The organism is Streptomyces cyanogenus, from assembly GCF_017526105.1.
Classification (GTDB): domain Bacteria; phylum Actinomycetota; class Actinomycetes; order Streptomycetales; family Streptomycetaceae; genus Streptomyces; species Streptomyces cyanogenus.
The window spans coordinates 7,752,090-7,771,490 of sequence record NZ_CP071839.1; the positions used below are offsets into that span (position 1 = coordinate 7,752,090).

At 72.5% G+C, this 19,401-nt stretch carries 6 protein-coding genes; 2 read left to right on the forward strand and 4 right to left on the reverse strand.

Annotation, left to right across the window (positions count from 1 at the left end; genetic code table 11):
* Positions 1-12 precede the first annotated feature (12 nt).
* A complete protein-coding gene (locus S1361_RS34415) occupies positions 13-5,985 on the forward strand; it encodes a type I polyketide synthase (RefSeq protein ID WP_208035751.1) in 5,973 nt (1,990 codons plus the stop codon).
* A 75-nt stretch (positions 5,986-6,060) separates the two neighbouring features.
* Here S1361_RS34415 and S1361_RS34420 read toward each other — a convergent pair whose 3' ends face one another.
* The 4 genes from S1361_RS34420 to S1361_RS34435 form a co-directional block, all read right to left on the reverse strand.
* Positions 6,061-6,255, reverse strand: coding sequence for a ferredoxin (locus S1361_RS34420; protein WP_208035752.1), 195 nt, complete (start codon positions 6,253-6,255; stop codon positions 6,061-6,063).
* A gap of 17 nt (positions 6,256-6,272) precedes the next feature.
* Positions 6,273-7,451, reverse strand: a complete 1,179-nt coding sequence (locus S1361_RS34425) for a cytochrome P450 (protein ID WP_208035753.1) — start codon at positions 7,449-7,451, stop codon at positions 6,273-6,275.
* 32 nt (positions 7,452-7,483) lie between these two features.
* Entirely contained in the window at positions 7,484-8,542 is a 1,059-nt protein-coding gene (locus S1361_RS34430; protein WP_208035754.1) for a DegT/DnrJ/EryC1/StrS family aminotransferase, read from the reverse strand.
* Positions 8,543-8,608: 66 nt separating this feature from the next.
* A complete protein-coding gene (locus S1361_RS34435; protein ID WP_208035755.1) occupies positions 8,609-9,988 on the reverse strand; it encodes a glycosyltransferase in 1,380 nt (459 codons plus the stop codon).
* Positions 9,989-10,190: 202 nt separating this feature from the next.
* Here S1361_RS34435 and S1361_RS34440 point away from each other — a divergent pair, with 202 nt between their 5' ends.
* A complete protein-coding gene (locus tag S1361_RS34440) occupies positions 10,191-19,325 on the forward strand; it encodes a type I polyketide synthase (RefSeq protein ID WP_481906725.1) in 9,135 nt (3,044 codons plus the stop codon).
* Positions 19,326-19,401: the final 76 nt, after the last annotated feature.

A 19,401-nucleotide genomic window follows, 5' to 3' on the forward strand; every position in this document is an offset into this window, starting at 1 on the left:
TAGCCATTTGCGATGGCGGACGACACCAAGCTGGTCGAGTACCTGAAATGGGTGACGGCCGATCTGCACCGGACCCGGCGCCGACTGGAAGAGGCCCGGTCCGGCCACCACGAGCCCGTCGCGATCGTGGGCATGGCCTGTCGGTTCCCCGGCGGCGTCACCACCCCCGAGCAGCTGTGGGAGCTGGTCGCCGACGGCCGCGAGGGGATCGTGCCCTTCCCGACCGACCGCGGCTGGGACCTGGACCTGCTCTCGGGCGAGGGTCCCGGCCACAGCGCCACCCTGCGCGGCGGCTTCCTGCACGACGTCGCCGGATTCGACGCGGCCTTCTTCGGCATCTCGCCGCGTGAGGCCGTGGTGCTCGACCCGCAGCAGCGGCTGCTGCTGCAGACGTCATGGGAGGCGTTCGAGCGGGCCGGCATCGACCCGGCGTCGCTGCGCGGCAGCCGCACCGCGGTGTTCGCCGGCACCGACGGGCAGGACTACGCCTCGCTGGTGCTGGACTCCGTCGAGGACGCGGAGGGGCACGCCGGCACGGGCATCGCGGCGAGCGCGATCGCCGGCCGCCTCTCCTACACGTTCGGCCTGGAGGGACCCGCGGTCACCGTGGACACCGCCTGCTCGTCGTCACTGGTGGCACTGCACCTGGCGGCGCAGGCACTACGGGCCGGGGAGTGCGACCTCGCACTGGCCGGCGGCGTCACCGTGATGTCGACCGCACTCCGGTTCGCCGGCTTCACCCGCCAGGGCGCGCTCGCGTCGGACGGGCGGTGCAAGGCGTTCGCGGACGCCGCGGACGGCACCGGCTGGTCCGAGGGCGTCGGCATGTTCGTGGTGGAGAAGCTGTCCGACGCTCAGCGGCTGGGCCACCCCGTCTGGGCGGTGGTGCGCGGCTCCGCCGTCAACCAGGACGGCGCTTCCAATGGCTTCACCGCCCCCAACGGGCCGTCCCAGCAGCGGGTCATCCAGCAGGCGCTGGCCGGCGCCGGCCTGACCGCCGGCGATGTCGACGTGGTCGAGGCGCACGGGACCGGCACCAGGCTCGGCGACCCGATCGAGGCGCAGAGCCTGCTCGCCACCTACGGCCAGGACCGCGAGCGGCCGGTGCTGCTCGGCTCCGTGAAGTCCAACATCGGCCACACCCAGGCCGCGGCCGGCGCGGCCGGCGTCATCAAGATGGTCATGGCGATGCGGCACGGCGTGGTCCCGCAGACCCTGCACGTGGACACGCCCTCGTCCCATGTGGACTGGACGCAGGGCGCGGTCCGGCTGGCGACGGTCGCCACGCCGTGGCCGGAGACCGGACGCCCGCGCCGCGCCGGTGTGTCGTCGTTCGGCGTGAGCGGCACCAACGCGCACACGATCCTGGAGCAGGCGCCCACGCAGGAACCCGTGGAGAGTGCGCCGGAGACCTCGGTGATTCCATGGGCGCTGTCGGCGAAGACCGCCGCCGCGCTACGTGATCAGGTGACCGCGTTGGTGGAGCGCGCCCGGCGGGAGCCGGACTGGTGCGCCGCGGACGTCGCGGCGGCGCTTGCCGCACGGACTCGGTTCGAGCACCGCGTGGTGGCGACCGGCCGCACCCGGCGCGACCTGGCCGACGCGCTCTCCGCGTGGGCCGCCGGCGGCGCGGCGCAGGGCGTCGTGGCCGGCACGGTGCAGCGCGGGCGGATCGGGATCGTCTTCACCGGCCAGGGCTCGCAGCGCCTGGGCATGGGCCGCGAGCTGTACGAGCGTTTCCCGGTCTTCGCCGAGGCGTTCGACGCCGTCGTCACGGAGCTGGGCACCGAGGTCCGCGACGTGATGTGGGGCGGGGACGCCGAGGTGCTGGACCTCACCCGCTGGTCGCAGCCGGCGTTGTTCGCGCTGGAGGTGGCGCTCTACCGGCTGGTGGAGTCGTGGGGCGTCCGACCCGACGTCGTGGGCGGGCACTCGCTGGGGGAGATCACCGCCGCGCACGTCGCGGGTGTGTTGTCGCTCCCCGACGCCTGCCGCCTCGTGACCGCGCGGGCGGAACTGATGGGTGCGCTGCCGGAGGGCGGCGCGATGCTCGCCGTTTCGGCGGCGGAGGCCGACGTGGTCGCCGTGCTCGGCGAGGGGGCGGCCGTCGCGGCGGTGAACGGGCCGGCGGCGACCGTCGTCGCGGGCGGCACGGAAGCGGTGGAGCGGGTCGCCGCCGTGGCGGCCGAAAGAGGCTGGAAACACAGGCGGCTGTCGGTGTCGCACGCGTTCCACTCGGCGCTGATGGACCCGATGCTCGACGGCTTCGCCGCCGCCGTCGCCGACGTCACGTTCGCGCGGCCGACGATCGGCCTGGTCTCCGGCGCCCCGACCGACCCCGGCTACTGGGTGCGGCACGTCCGCGAGCCGGTCCGGTTCCTGGAGACCGTCACCACCATGGCCGAGGGCGGTGTGACCACGTTCATGGAACTTGGGCCCGACGGCACACTGTCCGCGATGATCGCAGCGACGGTCGACACCGCTGCCACGGTGCCGATGCTGCGGCCGGACCGTCCGGAGGAGGAGTCGGCACTCACCGCGCTCGCCACCCTGCACACCCGCGGCGTCGCCGTCGATCTGGGTACGGTGCTGCCGCCGGCGCGGCCGGTCGATCTACCGACCTACCCCTTCCAGAACGTCCGCTACTGGCCACAGGCCCGCTCCGCCGCGGCCGACGTCACAGAGGCAGGTCTCGGCTCGGTCGCGCACCCACTGCTCGGCGCGGCCGTCGAACTCGCCGACGGCGACACCGTGCTGACCGGACGGCTGTCGCTGCGCACGCATCCGTGGCTCGCGGACCACGTCGTGGCCGGCGCCGTCGCGCTCCCGGCCACCGCTTTCGCGGAGTTGGCGTTCCGCGCGGCCGACGAGGTCGGCTGTGACACCGTCGAGGAACTGACCATCGCGGCCCCGCTCGGCCTGCCCGAGACCGGTTCGGTCGCGGTGCAGGTGCGGGTCGCCGCCGCCGACGAGCGGGGACGTCACCGCGTAGGCGTGTTCTCCCGCCAGGACACCATCGGTGCCGCCTGGCTGCCCCATGCCACCGGCACCCTCACGACCCGCGGCGTGACCGGCGCGACCTTGGAGTGGCCGCAGCGTGACGCCGAATCCGTCGACATCAGCGCGCACTACGACGGCTCCGGCTACGGCCCGGCGTTCCAGTGCCTGCGCGAGGTCCGGCGGGCCGGCGACACCGTGTACGCCGAGGTGGGGCTGCCGCATTCGATCGGGGACGCCGCGGACTTCGGTGTGCACCCGGCACTGCTCGACTCGGTGGTGCAGGCGGTGGCGTTCCTGCCGGACGCCGCCGGCCGTGTGCTGGCGCCGTTCTCGTGGGAGGGCGCCTCGCTGCACGCCTCCGGGCCGGCGCTGCTGCGCGTGGCGATCAGCTCGCTCGGCGGCGACGCCGTCTCCATCAGGGCGGTCGACCCGACCGGCCGTCCCGTGGTGTCGGTGGCGTCGCTGGCGCTGCGTGAGCCCGTCGCCGCCGGGCCGGTGCGGCCCGAGTCGGACTGGCTGTTCCGTCTCGACTGGACGCCGGTCGACGTCGCCCCGGTGCCGGGCAGGCGATGGGCGGTGCTCGGCGCCGACACCTGCGGCCTCGGTGCTGCGCTGGCGCGCGCGGGCTGCGACGTGCTCGGCCACGGCGACACCGCCGACGCGGTGCTGGCCACGCGGCCCGACCTCGTGCTCGCGCCAGTCACGGGCGGTTCGGTGCAGGACGCCACCACTTCGGCACTCGATCTGCTCACGTCCTGGCTGGCGGACGAGCGTGCCGACGATGTGCCGCTCGTGCTGGTCACCTCCGGTGCGGTGACCGGTGCGGACGTGTCCGCGGCCGGCGTGTGGGGTCTCGTGCGGGCGGCCCAGGCGGAGAACCCTGGTCGGTTCCTGCTGCTCGACGTCGACGACACGGACGAGTCCCGGCTGCTCGTCGCCGCGGCGCCCGGCCTGCTGGACGAGGACGAGACACAGGCCGTTCTCACGGACGGGGCGGCCGCCGTCGCCCGGCTGGCGAGGTTCGGCAGCGCGCCGGAGCCCCGGGCGTGGGACCCGGACGGCACGGTCCTCATCACCGGCGGCACCGGCGGCCTCGGGAGCGCCCTGGCCCGGCACCTCGTCGCGGAACGGGGCGTGCGCAAGCTGCTGCTGGTCAGCCGACGCGGCCCGGAGGCCCCGGGCGCGCGGGAGCTGACGGCCGGGCTCACCGAGCAGGGCGCCGACGTCACGCTGGTGGCGTGTGACATGACCGACCGCGATGCGGTGGCCGCCCTCCTGGCCGAGCACCCGGTCCGGGCGGTCGTGCACACGGCGGGTGTGCTGGACGACGGCGTGATCGGCACGCTGACGCCGGACCGGCTGGCGGCCGTGCTGCGGCCGAAGGTGGACGCGGCGCAGCACCTCGACGAACTCGTCGGCGACGTGGACGTGTTCGTGCTGTACTCCTCCCTCTCGGGCGTGATGGGTGGCGCCGGCCAGGGCAACTACGCGGCCGCCAATGCCGCTTTGGACGCCATCGCGGCCCGGCGCCGAGCCGCCGGGCGTCCCGCGCTGTCGCTGGCGTGGGGCGCGTGGGCGCAGGACGCCGGCATGACGGGAGCGCTGTCGCAGGCCGAGATGCGGCGGATGGCGAACTCGGGTTCGATGCCGCTCACCGTGGCACAGGGCATGGCCCTGTTCGACGCCGCGTCCGCCACCGACGAGGCGCTCCTGGTGCCGCTGGCGGTGAAGCCCGGTGTGAAGAGCGGACCGGCCACGCACCCGATCCTGCGCGGCCTGCTGCGGGCACCGCGCCGCCGGGCTGCCGCGGACGCGTCCGAGGTGTCCACGGCGACGTTGCGCGAGCGGCTGAGCGGCCTCTCCGCCGCCGACCAGCACACGGTGCTGTGTGAGCTGATCGTCGACTACGCGGCGGCCGTGCTCGGCCACGCCGACGCGAGCGGCATGGACCCGGAGCGTGACTTCCTGGAGGCCGGCTTCGACTCGCTGATGTCGGTCGAGCTGCGCAACCGGCTCGCCGGCACGGTCGGTCTCCGGCTGCCCAGCACGGTCGTACTCGACCACAAGACACCCGCAGAGCTGGCCCGGTGGCTGCGCGGCCGGCTCGCCGATCACATCGGGCCGGCCCCGACGGCCGCGCCTGGGCAGTCCGGCGACACCGTCGGCACGCTGTACTTCGACGCGGTCCGGGCGGGCAAGGTCGACGAGGGCTGGGAGTTGCTCAAGGCCGTCGCCCTCACCCGCCCGCTGTTCGAGGCGCCGGCCGAGCTGGAGGAGCTGCCCCAGCCCGTCACCCTCGCGGACGGGCCGGCCGAGCCACGGCTGATCTGCATCAGCTCACCGGTGTCCGTCGGCGGCGCGCACCAGTACGCCCGTCTCGCCGCCCACTTCCGCGGCGACCGTGGCGTGCAGGCATTGCCACTGGTCGGGTTCGCGGCCGGAGAGTGCCTGCCCAGCTCGTCCCGGGCCATCACACGGGCCGCCGCGGAGAGTGTGCTGCACGCCAGCGACGGGGACCCGTTCGTGCTGGTCGGCCACTCGTCGGGCGGTGCGCTGGCCCTGGCGGTGGCCGGGCTGCTGGAGAGCATGTGGGGGGTGCGCGCCGACGGCGTGATCATGCTCGACACGCTCAGCCTGCGGCACGAGCACGGGGACAGTGTGGACTACCGGCAGCTGGCCAGGAGGTTCATGGGCGAGACGGACTCGGCCACCGTGACGGTGGACAGCAACCGGCTGTCGGCCATGGCGCACTACCTCAACCGCATGTCCGCCCTGGAAGTTCCGCCGACCACCGCGCCGACGCTGCTGGTGCGGTGCAGCGTGCCCCTGCTCGGAGATCCCGACACACGGGTGGAGCACGGGCAGCAGGAGCTGCTCGTCCCCGCGGAGACGGTCCGCACCATCGACGCCGACCACTTCTCCTTGGCGCAGCGGGACTCCAACGTCACGGCGACCGTCATGAAGGAGTGGCTGGCCACGCTGTGACGGCCAACCACACAAAGACGCAGCGTGCGCCCGCGAACAGGAAGCGGGCGCACGCTGCGCGGCAGGGAAGACGTCCTAGCGGCTCAGAGTGATCGTGCCGGACGGGCACACCTGCGCCGCCAGCGCCGCGGCGGCGGCCTGCGTGCCGTCCGGCTCGGCGTCGAGCACCTCCACCAGACCGTCGTCGTCGCCCTGGTCGAACAGCGCCGGCGCCGTCAGCGCGCACTGGCCCGCGCCGACGCACCGGCTCCTGTCCACATGGATCTTCATGACTTCGCTCCTCTGGTTCACCAACGGACGGGCAACTCGTGCAGACCGAACAGGGTGCCGTCGTACTTGAACGGCAGGGCGGTGACGTCGGCGTCGACCGCGAGCGTCGGCACCCGGCGGAACAGCGTCTGGTAGACGATCTCCATCTCGGCACGCACCAGGTTCTGTCCGAGGCACTGGTGCACCCCGTAGCCGAACGCGACGTGGTGGCGCGCGGCCCGGCCCGGATCGAACTCGTCGGGCCGGTCGAAGCTGTTCAGGTCGTGGTTGGCGCCGGCTATGAGCGGGATGATGCCCTCCCCGGCCCTGACGACCTGCCCGCCGATCTCCACGTCCTCCACCGCCACGCGCAGCGCGACCAGGTCCGCGACCGAGTGGTAGCGCAGCAGCTCGTCCACTGCGCGGTCGTCGCCGATCCACTGCGGGTTCGACAACAGGGTCACCACGCCGAGTGCGATGTTGTTCGCGGTGGTCTCGTGCCCGGCGATCAGCAGCAGCATGACGACCCCGGTCAGCTCTTCCGGGGACAGGACCGCGGACTCCAGCAGCCGGGAGATCAGGTCGTCACCCGCCCGCCTCTGCTTGACCTTGATGAGCCTTCCGATGTACCGCAGCAGCTCCTGGACGGCCACGCCCCGCTCGTCCTCGGTGGTGGTCTTCAGGTTCACCAGCGTTTTGGTGCGCGACTCGAAGAACTCCCGGTCCACGAACGGCACGCCCAACATCGTCGAGATCACCAGTGAGGGAACTGGCAGCGCGAACTCGGAGACCAGATCGGCGGAGTCGCCGAGGGAGAGCAGGTGGTCGACGCAGCGGTCCACGGTCTCCTGGATGAGGGGCCGCCACTGCCGGATGCGCCGCACGCTGAACTCGGGGATCAGCGCCTTGCGGAACCTGTCGTGCTCCGGAGGGTCGATGCCGACGAACCAGCCGGGAATCTGATCCCGCGTCGGCACGCCGCCGGTCCTGGCGACGTTGGGAAAGCCCTCGCGCGCGGGATCGGAGCTGATCCGGCGGTCGGTCAGCACGGTGCGCACGTCCTCGTACCGCGACACCAGCCACACCGGGCTGCCCGTCGGCAGCGTCGAGCGGATCAGACCGGGCTGCTCGCGGAAGTCGGCGTACTGAAGGGGCGGGAAGGACTCGCCGGGTAACCGTACCGGGAACTCCGTCGCCTCGGGTTCGGAAAGCGTCATGGGTACACGTCCCATCGGGATCGGGGCGCCGGTCAGCCGGCACCGTAGAACTTGCGGACCCGGCCGACGATGAAGTCCTGGTCCTCGGGGCTCAGATCGGTGTAGGTCGGCAGGTAGAGGCCCTCCTGCGCGAACCGGGTGGCTCTGAGCGAAGGCCACACCGGGTCGCGGTACATCGGCTGCCTGCTCATCGGCTGGAAGAAGTAGCGGGTCTCGATGCCGTTCTCCGTGAGGAACTCCATGAGCTCGTCGCGGTCCCGGGCCAGCACGTCGTACATCCACAGCACCTGCCGTGACGGCATCAGTGTGATGCCGTCGACGCCGGAGAGCTCGCGGTCGTAGAGCGCTTCGATGCGCGCCCGTGCCGCGAGGATCTCGTCGATCCGCTCGGTCTGTGCCAGGGCGACGGCGGCCTGCAGATTGGTCATCCGGAAGTTGTAGGCGAGCTTCTTGTGCAGGAAGTTGTGCTCCCGGCTGAACGCCATGCCCCGCAAGTGCTCCATCTGGGCGGCCAGACGGGGGTCGTCGGTGACGCACACCCCGCCCTCGCCCGAGGAAATGATCTTGTTCGCGAACAGCGAGAAACACGCGATGTCCCCGACCGGGCGGATGCCGTGCGCCTCGGCGGAGTCCTCGACCACCCGGAGGTTGTACTCGAAGGCGATCTTCATGATCGCGTCCATGTCGCACCGCCTGCCGTAGACGTGCACCGGCATGATGGCCCTGGTCCGCGGAGTGATCTTGTCCTCGATCAGCGTGACGTCGATGTTCAGGTCGTCGCCGCAGTCCACGAACACGGGCGTGGCACCCGTGTACGACACCGCCCAGGCCGTTGCGACCATGGTGAACTCCGGAACCAGCACCTCGTCGCCCGGCCCGATGCCCAGCGCCCGCAGCGCCAGGGTCAGTGCCGTGGTGCCCGACGAACAGGCGACGGCGTGCTCGACCCCGTTGTATCGGGCGAACGCCTGCTCGAATCGCGGAATGTAGGGTCCCTGCGCGGAGATCCATCCGCTGGTGACCGCGTCGGTGACGTACTCCAGTTCGCGCCCCTTCATGCTGGGCCTGGAGACCGGGTACTTGAATCCCATGGGGTCCTCGTTCGTTGAGTGGTGCCGGCGCCGAAGGGGATTGCTCGGGGTAGCGCTTCGAGGCGGTCAGGAAGCCAGGGCGGGCAGGTCCAGCACCAGATCGGTGGCGGCAGCCGCGCCGCCGGCGGCGCGCAGCACCTTGCCGAAGTGCTGGGCGCGCTCGCTGAACGACGGCTCGTCCAGTACCCGTCGCAGCGCACGGAAGATGTCGTCACCGGTGCCGCGGTGCGGATCGACGGTCAGGCTGACGCCGAAGTCCTCGCCGCGCACCGCCTGGTCGTAGCAGTCCACCCACAGGGGGCGGATGACCATGGGCTTGCCGAAGTAGAGGCCCTCGTGGAAGCCGTTGCCACCGCCGTGGGTCAGGAACGCCTTCACGTTCGGGTGGGCGAGCACGTCGAGCTGGGAGGGCACCCAGCTCTCGATGCGCACGTTCTCGGGCAGCGGCTCGTCGGGCAGCAGACGCTGCTGCTCGACGGGCAGCTTCCACAGGATGTGGTGGTCGTTGCCCAGCCGCCGTGCCACCGTGAGCATGTCACGCACCTGTTCGGAGGTCAGGCGGGTGGTGGTGCCCAGGCCGACGAAGATCACGGAGTTGTGCGTGGCGAGCCACCCGCTGACGTCCTCGTCCTCGGGTGCCTGAGGCAGCGGCGGGATCAGCGCGCCCACCATCCTCATGTTGTCCGGCGCCCGGAAGGGGTAGTCCAACTCGGCCAGTGAGCCGTTCACGACCAGTTCGGCGTGTTCGATCCTGGCCAGGAAGCGCCGCGCCTCCGGGGCGATGCCCAGCTGCTGCCGGGTCCGTCTGTCCCGCTTGAGGACCCGCGCCATGGACGGGCGCAGGAAGATCCCCAGGGTGCGCACACGGAAGAGCCGGTTCTCGATCCGCTGCCGCAGCGTCATGTGCACGGACAGGCCCGAGTGCGGCACGGGGAAGTCGGGGTCGGTGTACGCCTTGGTGAAGGGGGTGTACGCGGTGACGTAGTTGCTCGGCAGGAAGGGCGAGACGAGCACGTACGGGATCCTGCGGGTGATCGCGATGTCGATGGCGTACGCGGTGAGGCTCTCGATGACCATCAGCGCGGGCTCGAGTTTCTCCACGATCTCCAGGAGCCGCCTGTACTTGTCGACGTGCAGCGCCGGGTCGTAGGTGTGGCGGATCACGGCGGCATGCGCGGCGAACCGCTTCGGGCCCGTCACCTTGGCGTAGACTTCCTCGTCCCACGTCAGGGCCGACAGCTCCGGCACCACGTCGCCGAGTGAGGCGAAGCGTACCGTCGACACGTCGGCCAGCGCCTCGATGTCGCCCCGACGTTCCTCGTCGGTGGCGAACCACAGGTCCTGGACGCCGCGCCGTGCGAACTCGCCTGCGATCGTCTGGACCGGGTTGAACAGACCGCTCTCCGGGAGGCTGACGAACAGGATCGGCCGCGAGCTGGATGACATGCGGGGCACCTTTCGGGCGGGCTTATCCACGGACGGGACCGGCATGCGCCCCCGAGGTCCCGTTTATCCCACCGTCGACGGCCGGAATTCCCTAGACCGGCAGGGAGCCGCGCAGGCCCCCGCGCCCGTGCCGCACCTGTAGGGAAATACGGGTTGGACCGTGCATACGCTCCACCGCTGAGTCCCTGTCGTACCTACCGGTCTGAGGTGGTCCCACGTCATGAGCGAAGCCGGCAACGAGAACCCGGAAGTGACCGACCCGGTGGTGATCGTCGGTACCGCGTGCCGCCTTCCCGGGGGCATCGACTCGCCGGAGGAGCTGTGGCGCCTGCTGTGCGACGGCGAGGACGTCTTCGGGCCGTTCCCGACGGACCGCGGCTGGGACCTCGACGCGTTGTACGACCCCGACCCGGCGGCACCGGGCCGGAGTTACGTGCGCGAGGGCGGGTTTCTCGCCGGCGCCACTGAGTTCGACGCCTCGTTCTTCGGGATCTCACCACGTGAGGCCGAGGCGATGCACCCGCAGCAGAGGTTGCTGCTGGAGGTCGTGTGGGAGGCGCTGGAGCGCGCGGGCGTGGATCCCGCGACGCTGCGCTCCACCGCCACCGGCGTGTTCGTCGGTGCCGAGGCGCATGAGTACGGCCCGGGGCTGACCAACGCGCACGGTGCCGAGGGTCACCTGCTCACGGGCACCGCGGGCAGTGTCGCCTCCGGCCGTGTCGCCTACGAACTGGGTCTTCGCGGACCCGTGCTCACCGTGGACACGGCGTCGTCCAGCTCGCTGGTTGCTCTGCACCTCGCGGTGCGGTCGATACGCAGCGGGGAGTGCGCGCAGGCCGTCGTCGGCGGCGTCACGGTCATGCCGACTCCGGCAGCCTTCGTCGCGTTCAGCCGGCAGCGCGCACTGTCGCCCGACGCCCGGCCGAAGCCCTTCGGCGCGGACGCCAACGGCACCGCGTGGAGCGAGGGCGTCGGCGTGCTGTTCGTGGAGCGCCTGTCGACGGCCCGTGCCGAGGGACATGAGGTGCTGGCCGTGGTGCGGGGCTCGGCGATCAACTCCGACGGCGCCTCGGCAGGACTCACCGCGCCGAGCGAAGAGGCGCAGCGCGAGGTCATCGTCGCGGCCCTCGTCGACGCGGGCCTGCTTCCCTCCGAGGTGGACGCCGTGGAGGCACACGGCACCGGCACCCCGCTCGGCGACCCGGTCGAGGCCCGAGCGCTCATCGCCACGTACGGACAGAACCGCGACCGGCCGTTGTACACGGGGTCGCTGAAATCCAACGTGGGGCACACCCAGGCCGCGGCCGGCGTGCTCGGCGTGGTGAAGATGGTGGAGGCCCTGCGGCGCGGCGTCCTGCCCGCCACCCTGCACGCCGAACCACCGACGCCGCACGTGGACTGGTCGTCCGGTGCCGTCGGACTGCTGACCCGGAAACGGGACTGGCCGGCCGGTGACGCCCCGCGCCGGTGCGGCGTGTCGTCCTTCGGGTTCAGCGGCTCCAACGCCCATGTCCTGCTGGAGGAGGCCCCGCCCGCACCCGACCCGGCGGTACGGGAGACCGTGTCGCATCCGGCCGCGTTGCCGCTGGTGCTGTCGGCGCGCTCCGCGGCGGCGTTACGTGGTCAGGCCGCCGGCCTGGTCGGACTGGAGGCCGATCCGCGGGATCTCGGACATTCGCTGCTGACCTCGCGTTCGCTGTTCGAGCACCGGGCGGTGGTCCTCGCTCGTGACGGGCTGGAGCAGTTCGCCCGGGGTGAGGTGACGCCCGCCGTTGTCGCCGGTGTGGCGGACGTCGAGGGCGGGACGGTATTCGTGTTCCCCGGTCAGGGTGCGCAGTGGGCCGGCATGGGGGCGCGGCTGCTGGACGAGTCACCGGTGTTCGCGGAGCGGATCGGCGAGTGTGCGGCGGCGCTGTCCGGGTTCACCGACTGGTCGCTGGTGGATGTGCTGCGTCAGGCCGAGGGTGCGCCGGACCTGGATCGCGTGGACGTGGTGCAGCCGGTGTCCTTCGCGGTGATGGTGTCCCTGGCGGCGTTGTGGCGTTCGCGGGGCGTGCATCCGGACGCGGTCGTCGGCCACTCGCAGGGTGAGATCGCTGCCGCCGTCGTCGCCGGGGCGCTGTCCCTGGAGGACGGTGCCCGCGTGGTCGCCCTGCGCGCCCGGGCCATCGCCCGACGGATCGCGGGTGACGGTCTCATGATGTCGGTGCCGTTGCCGGTGGAGCGCGTCGAGCCGTTGCTGCCCGCCGACGGGTCCGCGCAGATCGCGGCTGTGAACGGGCCGGCGTCGGTTGTCGTCGCCGGTCTGCCCGCCGCGCTGGAGACGCTGTTCGACACGCTGACCGCCGACGGTGTACGGGTGCGGCGTATCGCCGTCGACTACGCCTCGCACACGACGCAGGTCGAGGCGATCCAGCATGAACTGCTCGACCTGCTCGCGCCGATCCGGCCCCGGACCGGGCAGGTGCCGTTCTATTCGACGGTGAGCAGCGAATGGCTGGACACCGCGACGATGGACGCCGGCTACTGGTACCGGAACCTGCGCCACACGGTGAACTTCGGGCCCGCGATCGCCACGCTGCTCGACGACGGACACCGCGCCTTCATCGAATGCAGCCCGCATCCCGTGCTCCGTGTCGGTATCGCCGAGGCGGTCGAAGCGGCCGGTGTGCGGGCCGTCGTGACGGGCACGCTCCGCCGTGGCGAGGACGGTCTGAACCGCGTGTTCACGTCGTTCGCCGAGGTGTTCGTGCGGGGTGTGACGGTGGACTGGTCCGGTCTGTACGAGGGCGGCCGCCGGATCGGCCTGCCCACCTACGCGTTCGACCGCCGCCGGTACTGGCTGGCCGGTCCCGGTGCCACGGCCGGGCCCGTGCGCCGACCGGAGCCCGTCGCCGACGTCCCGGCGCTCGATCGCGCGGCGCTCCTCGACGCCGTCCGGACGCAGGCCGCCGGCGTGCTGGGGCACACGGATCCGGCCGCGATCGACACGTCCCGGGAGTTCCGCGCCCTCGGTTTCGACTCGATCACCGCCGTCGACCTCCGTGAGCGGCTCGTCGCCGCACTGGGCATCGCGCTGCCCACGTCCACCGTCTACGACCACCCGACACCCGACCGGCTCACCGACTTCCTGCTCGCCTCCGTCACCGGCGAGACCGAGGAATCCGCCACGACCTCGGCGTCCGCCACCTCGGCATCCGTCGACGAGCCGATCGCGATCGTCGGCATGGCGTGCCGGTTCCCGGGCGGCGTCGCCGGCCCCGACGACCTGTGGCGGGTCGCCGCCGAGGGACGTTGCGTCGTCGGCGGCTTCCCGGCCGACCGCGGCTGGGACCTGGACGCCCTGTTCGCCCCGGGCTTCGACGGCACGCCCGCCATCGCCACTCGCTCCGGCGGCTTTCTCCCCGACGTGGCAGGCTTCGACGCCGAGTTCTTCGGTGTCTCGCCGCGAGAGGCCAAGGCGATGGATCCCCAGCAGCGCCAACTGCTGGAGACCACGTGGGAGGCGCTGGAGCACGCCGGCCTGGACCCGACCTCCCTGCGCGGCACCCGGACGGGCGTGTTCGTCGGCACCTTCGGCGGCAGCTACGCATCGTTGCTCGGCCGGCGCGACGACTCCCGCGGCTTCGTGATGACCGGTACGACGCCGAGTGTCATGTCGGGCCGGACGGCGTACGTGCTCGGCCTCGAGGGCCCGGCGCTGACCGTCGACACCGCGTGCTCGTCGTCGCTGGTGGCGCTGCACCTGGCCGCACAGGCACTGCGCGCCGGGGAGTGCGGGCTCGCGCTGGCGGGCGGCGTGACCATCATGTCCACGCCCGACAACTTCGTGGAGTTCACGCGGCAGGGCGGCCTGGCCGTCGACGGTCGGTGCAAGTCGTTCTCCGACGCCGCCGACGGCACCGGCTGGTCCGAGGGCGTCGGCGTGCTGGTCCTGGAGCGGCTGTCCGCCGCCCGCGCGAACGGACACCGGGTACTCGCCGTCGTGCGTGGCTCGGCCGTCAACCAGGACGGAGCCTCCAACGGCCTGACCGCACCGAACGGACCGTCGCAGCAGCGGGTGATCCGTGCCGCGCTGGCGAACGCGGGCCTGCGCCCGTCCGAGGTGGATGCGGTCGAGGCGCACGGCACAGGCACGAAGCTCGGCGACCCGATAGAAGCCCAGGCCTTGCTGGCGACATACGGCCGGGACCGGGAGACGCCGCTGCTGCTCGGCTCGCTGAAGTCCAACATCGGCCACACGCAGGCCGCCGCCGGTATCGCGGGTGTCATCAAGATGGTGCAGGCCATGCAACACGGGAGGCTGCCGCAGACCCTGCACGTCGAACAGCCGTCGTCGCACGTGGACTGGTCAGCGGGTGCGGTGGAGCTGCTCACCGAGGCCGCACCATGGCCCGATACGGGCCGTCCGAGACGCGCGGCGGTCTCGTCGTTCGGCATCTCCGGCACCAACGCGCACGTCATCCTGGAGCAGGTCGCCCAGCCGGAGCCCGCGCCCGAGACGAACGGTGTCCTGGTTCCGTGGGTGGTGTCGGCACCCACACCGGAGGCGCTGCGCGCGCAGGCGACGCGGGTCGCGACCGCGTCCGGCGGTGCGGCCGACGTGGCGCTGTCCCTGGCCGGCACCCGCACGCACTTCGCCCATCGTCTCGCCGTGACCGGCCGGGACGGCGACACCCTGCGGGCCACGCTGGCCGACCTGACCGACGCGGTCCAGGGCTCGGTCGTCCCGGGCAAGCTGGGCGTGCTGTTCACCGGCCAGGGCTCGCAGCGCCTCGGCATGGGCCGCGGCCTGTACGAGCGGTTCCCCGCGTTCGCCACGGCGTACGACGAGGTCGTCGCGGCACTGGGCACCGAGGTCCGGGACGTCATGTGGGGCCGGGACGCGGCGGAACTCGACCGGACCCGTTGGACGCAACCCGCGCTCTTCGCGCTGGAGGTCGCCCTGTACCGGCTCGTGGAGTCGTGGGGCGTCGAGCCGGACATGGTCGGTGGCCACTCGGTCGGTGAGATCGCCGCCGCGCATGTCGCCGGCGTGCTGTCGCTGGCCGACGCGGCGACGCTCGTGCTCACGCGGGCCGGCCTGATGCAGGCCCTGCCCGAGGGCGGAGCGATGCTCGCCGTCGAGGCGACCACGGCCGAGGTCTGCCCGCTGCTGGTGGAAGGAGTGTCCATCGCGGCCGTGAACGGACCGATGTCGGTCGTGGTGGCCGGTGTCGGCGAAGTGGTGGCCGGGATCCGCGACACCTTCACGGAGTTGGGCCGTCGCACGAAGCCGCTGCCGGTCTCCCACGCCTACCACTCGCCGCTGATGGACCCGATGCTGGCCGAGTTCGGCGAGGCGCTGGAGGACTGCACGTTCCAGGAACCGCGTATCCCGTTCGTGTCCGCACTCACCGGGCGGATCGACACGCCCGACAGCGGAATCTACTGGGTGCAGCACGTGCGGCAACCGGTGCTGTTCACGGACGCTGTCCGGGCGATGGCCGACGCCGGTGTCCGCACCGTGCTCGAACTCGGACCGGACGGCACGCTCAGCGCACTGGTTCCCGATGCCGCCGGCGACGTCGACCTGCGCGCGATCCCGGTGCTGCGCCGCGACCGGCCCGAGGAGGACCGGGCCGTCACCGCGCTGACGGAGCTCCACGTGCGCGGCACGAAGGTGGACTGGGCGGCCTTCCTCGCAGACACCGGAGCGCACACCGTGGCCCTGCCCACCTACGCGTTCCGCCATCAGCGGTTCTGGCCGGACAACGGCAGGACGGATGACGTCATCGGCGCCGGTCTCGACCAGGCCGGCCACCCGTTGCTCGGCGCGGTCGTGCGGTTGGCGGACGGCGATGGCGTGCTGCTCACCGGCCGGCTGTCCGCCACCGCACACCCCTGGATGGCGGACCACGTGGTCGGCGGCCGGACCCTGTTCCCGGGCACGGGATTCGTGGAGCTGGTGCTGCGCGCCGGCGACGAGGCCGGTTGCCGACGGCTGGACGAGCTGACGCTGGCCGTGCCGCTCGCGCTGCCCGCGCGCGGCTCGGTTCCCGTGCAGGTCGCGGTCGGCGCGGACGAGGGCGGCCGCCGCCCGGTGAAGGTGTCGTCGTGGGCCGACGGCACCTGGACGCTGCACGCCACCGGACACCTCACGGCGGACGCTCCCGCGCCGGACACGACGTTCGCGCGAGACGCGTGGCCGCCGGCCGGCGCGCAGGCCCTGCCGCTGGACGACTGTTACGAGCGGCTGGCCGCGATGAACCTCGCCTACGGCCCGGCCTTCCGGGGCGTGCGCGCCGTGTGGCGGCGGGATGCCGAGGTGTTCGCGGAGGTCGCGCTGCCCGACGTGGTGGCAGGCCAGGCCGGTGCCTTCGGTCTGCACCCCGCGCTGCTCGACGCCGCCGTGCAGGTGGCGTTCCTCGGCGAGATGGGTGTGGCACCCGGGGCCCTGCCGTTCGCGTGGGAGGGCATCTCCCTGGCGGCCGCCGGCGCGGCCGTACTGCGGGTCCGCCTGACCACGAAGGGCCCGGGCGTGTCCATCACGGCCGCGGACGTGCTCGGTGATCCGGTCGCGGTCGTCGAGTCGCTGACGCTGCGGGCAGCCGCCACGCCCGTCGCCGCGCACGCCTACGACTCGCTGTTCGCACTGGACTGGACGCCGCTGCCGGAAGCCGGGGCGATAGAGCCCGCCGCGGTGATGGAGTTCGCGCCGGCCACCGGCGACATCGCAGCGGCGACGCACGCGGCGGCGATCAAGGCGCTCGAGGCCGTGCAGGAGTGGACTTCCGGCAACAGGGCGGAACCGCTGCTTTTCGTGACACACGGAGCGGTGACGGGCGAAGATCCGGCCTCGGCTGCCGTGTGGGGCCTGGTGCGGACCGCGCAGACCGAGAACCCCGGCCGCTTCCTGCTGCTCGACCTGCCGGAAGGCCAGGACCCCTCGACGGCGTACGGCGCGTTGCTGGCGTCCGGCGAACCCCAGGGCTGGGTGCGGGACGGCGTCGTGCACGCCGCCCGGCTGGCGCGCCTCGGCGCGGACGCGGGTCTGTTGCCGCCCGGCGGCAGCGGGTGGCGGCTGGACGTTCCGCAACGGGGAAGCATCGACAGCATCGCCCTCGTCCCGTACCCCGAGGCCGAGCGCGAACCGACCGGCCGGCACGTACGCGTGCGGGTGCGCGCGGCGGGCGTGAACTTCCGGGACGTACTCAACGTCCTGGGCATGTACCCCGGCGACCCGGGCGCGCCCGGCGCCGAGGGCATGGGCGAGGTCGTGGCGGTCGGTCCCGACGTGACGGGCGTGCGAGTCGGCGACCGCGTCATGGGCATGATCACGGGTGGCTTCGGCCCGCTGGCGGTCGTGGACGAGCGGTTGATCGTGCCCGTACCGGCGGCCTGGCCGGACGAGGTGGCCGCAGCCGTCCCGCTGGTGTTCCTCACCGCGTACCACGGTCTTGTCGACCTGGCGGGGCTGCGCAGCGGCGAGCGCGTACTCGTCCACGCCGGTGCCGGCGGCGTGGGCATGGCCGCGATCCAGCTGGCGCGGCACCTGGGCGCCGAGGTGTTCGCCACGGCGAGCGAGGGCAAGTGGGACACGCTGCGCGCCCTCGGCGTCGCGGACGACCACATCGCCACCTCCCGGACGCTCGACTTCGCCGAGGCGTTCGGCAGGGTGCTGGGCGAGCAGCGGATCGACGTCGTGCTCAACTCGCTGGCCGGGGAGTTCGTCGACGCGTCCCTGGGCCTGCTCGCCGACGGCGGCCGTTTCGCGGAGATGGGCAAGACGGACGTGCGTGACCCCGCCGGTCTGCCCGGCGTGCGGTACCTGCCGTTCGACCTGATGGCGGTGGAACCGGACCGCGTCGCCGCCATGCTCGCCGAACTGGGTGAGCTGTTCGAGGCCGGGGCGCTGGCGCCGCTGCCGGTGCGATCGTGGGACGTGCGGCGCGCGCGCGACGCGTTCCGCTACATGAGCCAGGCCAAGCACATCGGCAAGATCGCCCTGACGATGCCGGCGGGACCCGCCACCGATGGCACGGTCCTCGTCACCGGCGGCACAGGCGGACTCGGCAGCAAGCTCGCCCTGCATCTGGCCGGGCAGGGCGTGGCCCGGATGGTGCTCGCCTCACGCCGCGGACCGGCAGCGGACGGTGCGGCGCAACTGCGCGAGGAACTGGCACGACGCGGTGCCGAGGTGCGGATGGTCGCCTGCGACATCGCGGACGCCGACGCCACCCGCGAGCTGGTCACGAGCATCCCCGATCTCACGACGGTCGTGCACACCGCGGGTGTGCTCGACGACGGCGTGGTCGGCTCGCTCACGCCGCAGCGGCTGGCGACCGTGTTGCGGGCGAAGGTCGACGCGGCCTGGAACCTGCACGAGGCGACCAAGGACAGGCGCCTCACGGGCTTCGTGGCGTTCTCCTCGGTCATGGGAGTCGTCGGCGGGGCCGGGCAGGCCAACTACGCCGCCGCGAACGCCTTCCTCGACGCACTGGCGGCGCACCGCCGCTCCTCGGGCCTGCCGGCCCTCTCACTGGCCTGGGGCGCGTGGGCGCCGGGCACCGGCATGACCGCGACGCTGTCCGAGGCGGACCTCGCGCGAATGGCCCGCGACGGCATGGCCCCGCTGTCGACGGAGCAGGGCATGGCGTTGTTCGACGCCGCGCTGGCCGTCGATGCCCCGGTGCTGGTGCCGATGCGGCTGGACCTGCCCAGGCTGCGCGCGAGGAGTGACGTACCGGCCGTGTTGCGCGGTCTCGCCGGCACCGGACGCCGCACCGCCGCCTCCGCCGCAGCGGCGGACACCGCCACACTGGCATCGCGGCTTGCCGGCGCGGCTCCCGACGAACGCGTGCGGCTGGTGCTCGGCGTGGTACGGACCGAGGCCGCTGCCGTCCTCGGCCACGGTTCACCGGCGGCGATCGAGCAGTTCCGCGAGTTCCGGCAGCTCGGCTTCGACTCGCTCACCGGCGTCGAACTGCGGAACCGGCTCAACACGGTCACCGGCCGCCGACTGCCGTCCACGCTCCTGTTCGACTACCCGACTCCGTCGGCGCTCGCGGAGTACCTGCGGGACGAACTCACGCCTTCCGCCGAGCCCGAGGCGGCCGGGACCGGCACGCCACTGGAGCAGCTGGACCGGCTGGAGGCGGCCGTCGCGGCCGCCGGCTCCACGACCGATCACGCGGCCCTCGCCGACCGGCTCGAGCAGCTCGGCCGACGGCTGCGGCAGGCGGAAACAGACGCGGCCGGACACGTCGGAGAGATCGACGTCGACAAGATCAACTCGGCTTCGGTCGACGAGCTGTTCACGATCATCGATGGCGAGCTGGGCATCTCCCAGAACTGAACCGCCCGCCGCCCCCCGTTCGTTGATGGAGAAGAGGACCTGCGATGGATGACCACGGCCAGCAGGACAAGGTTGT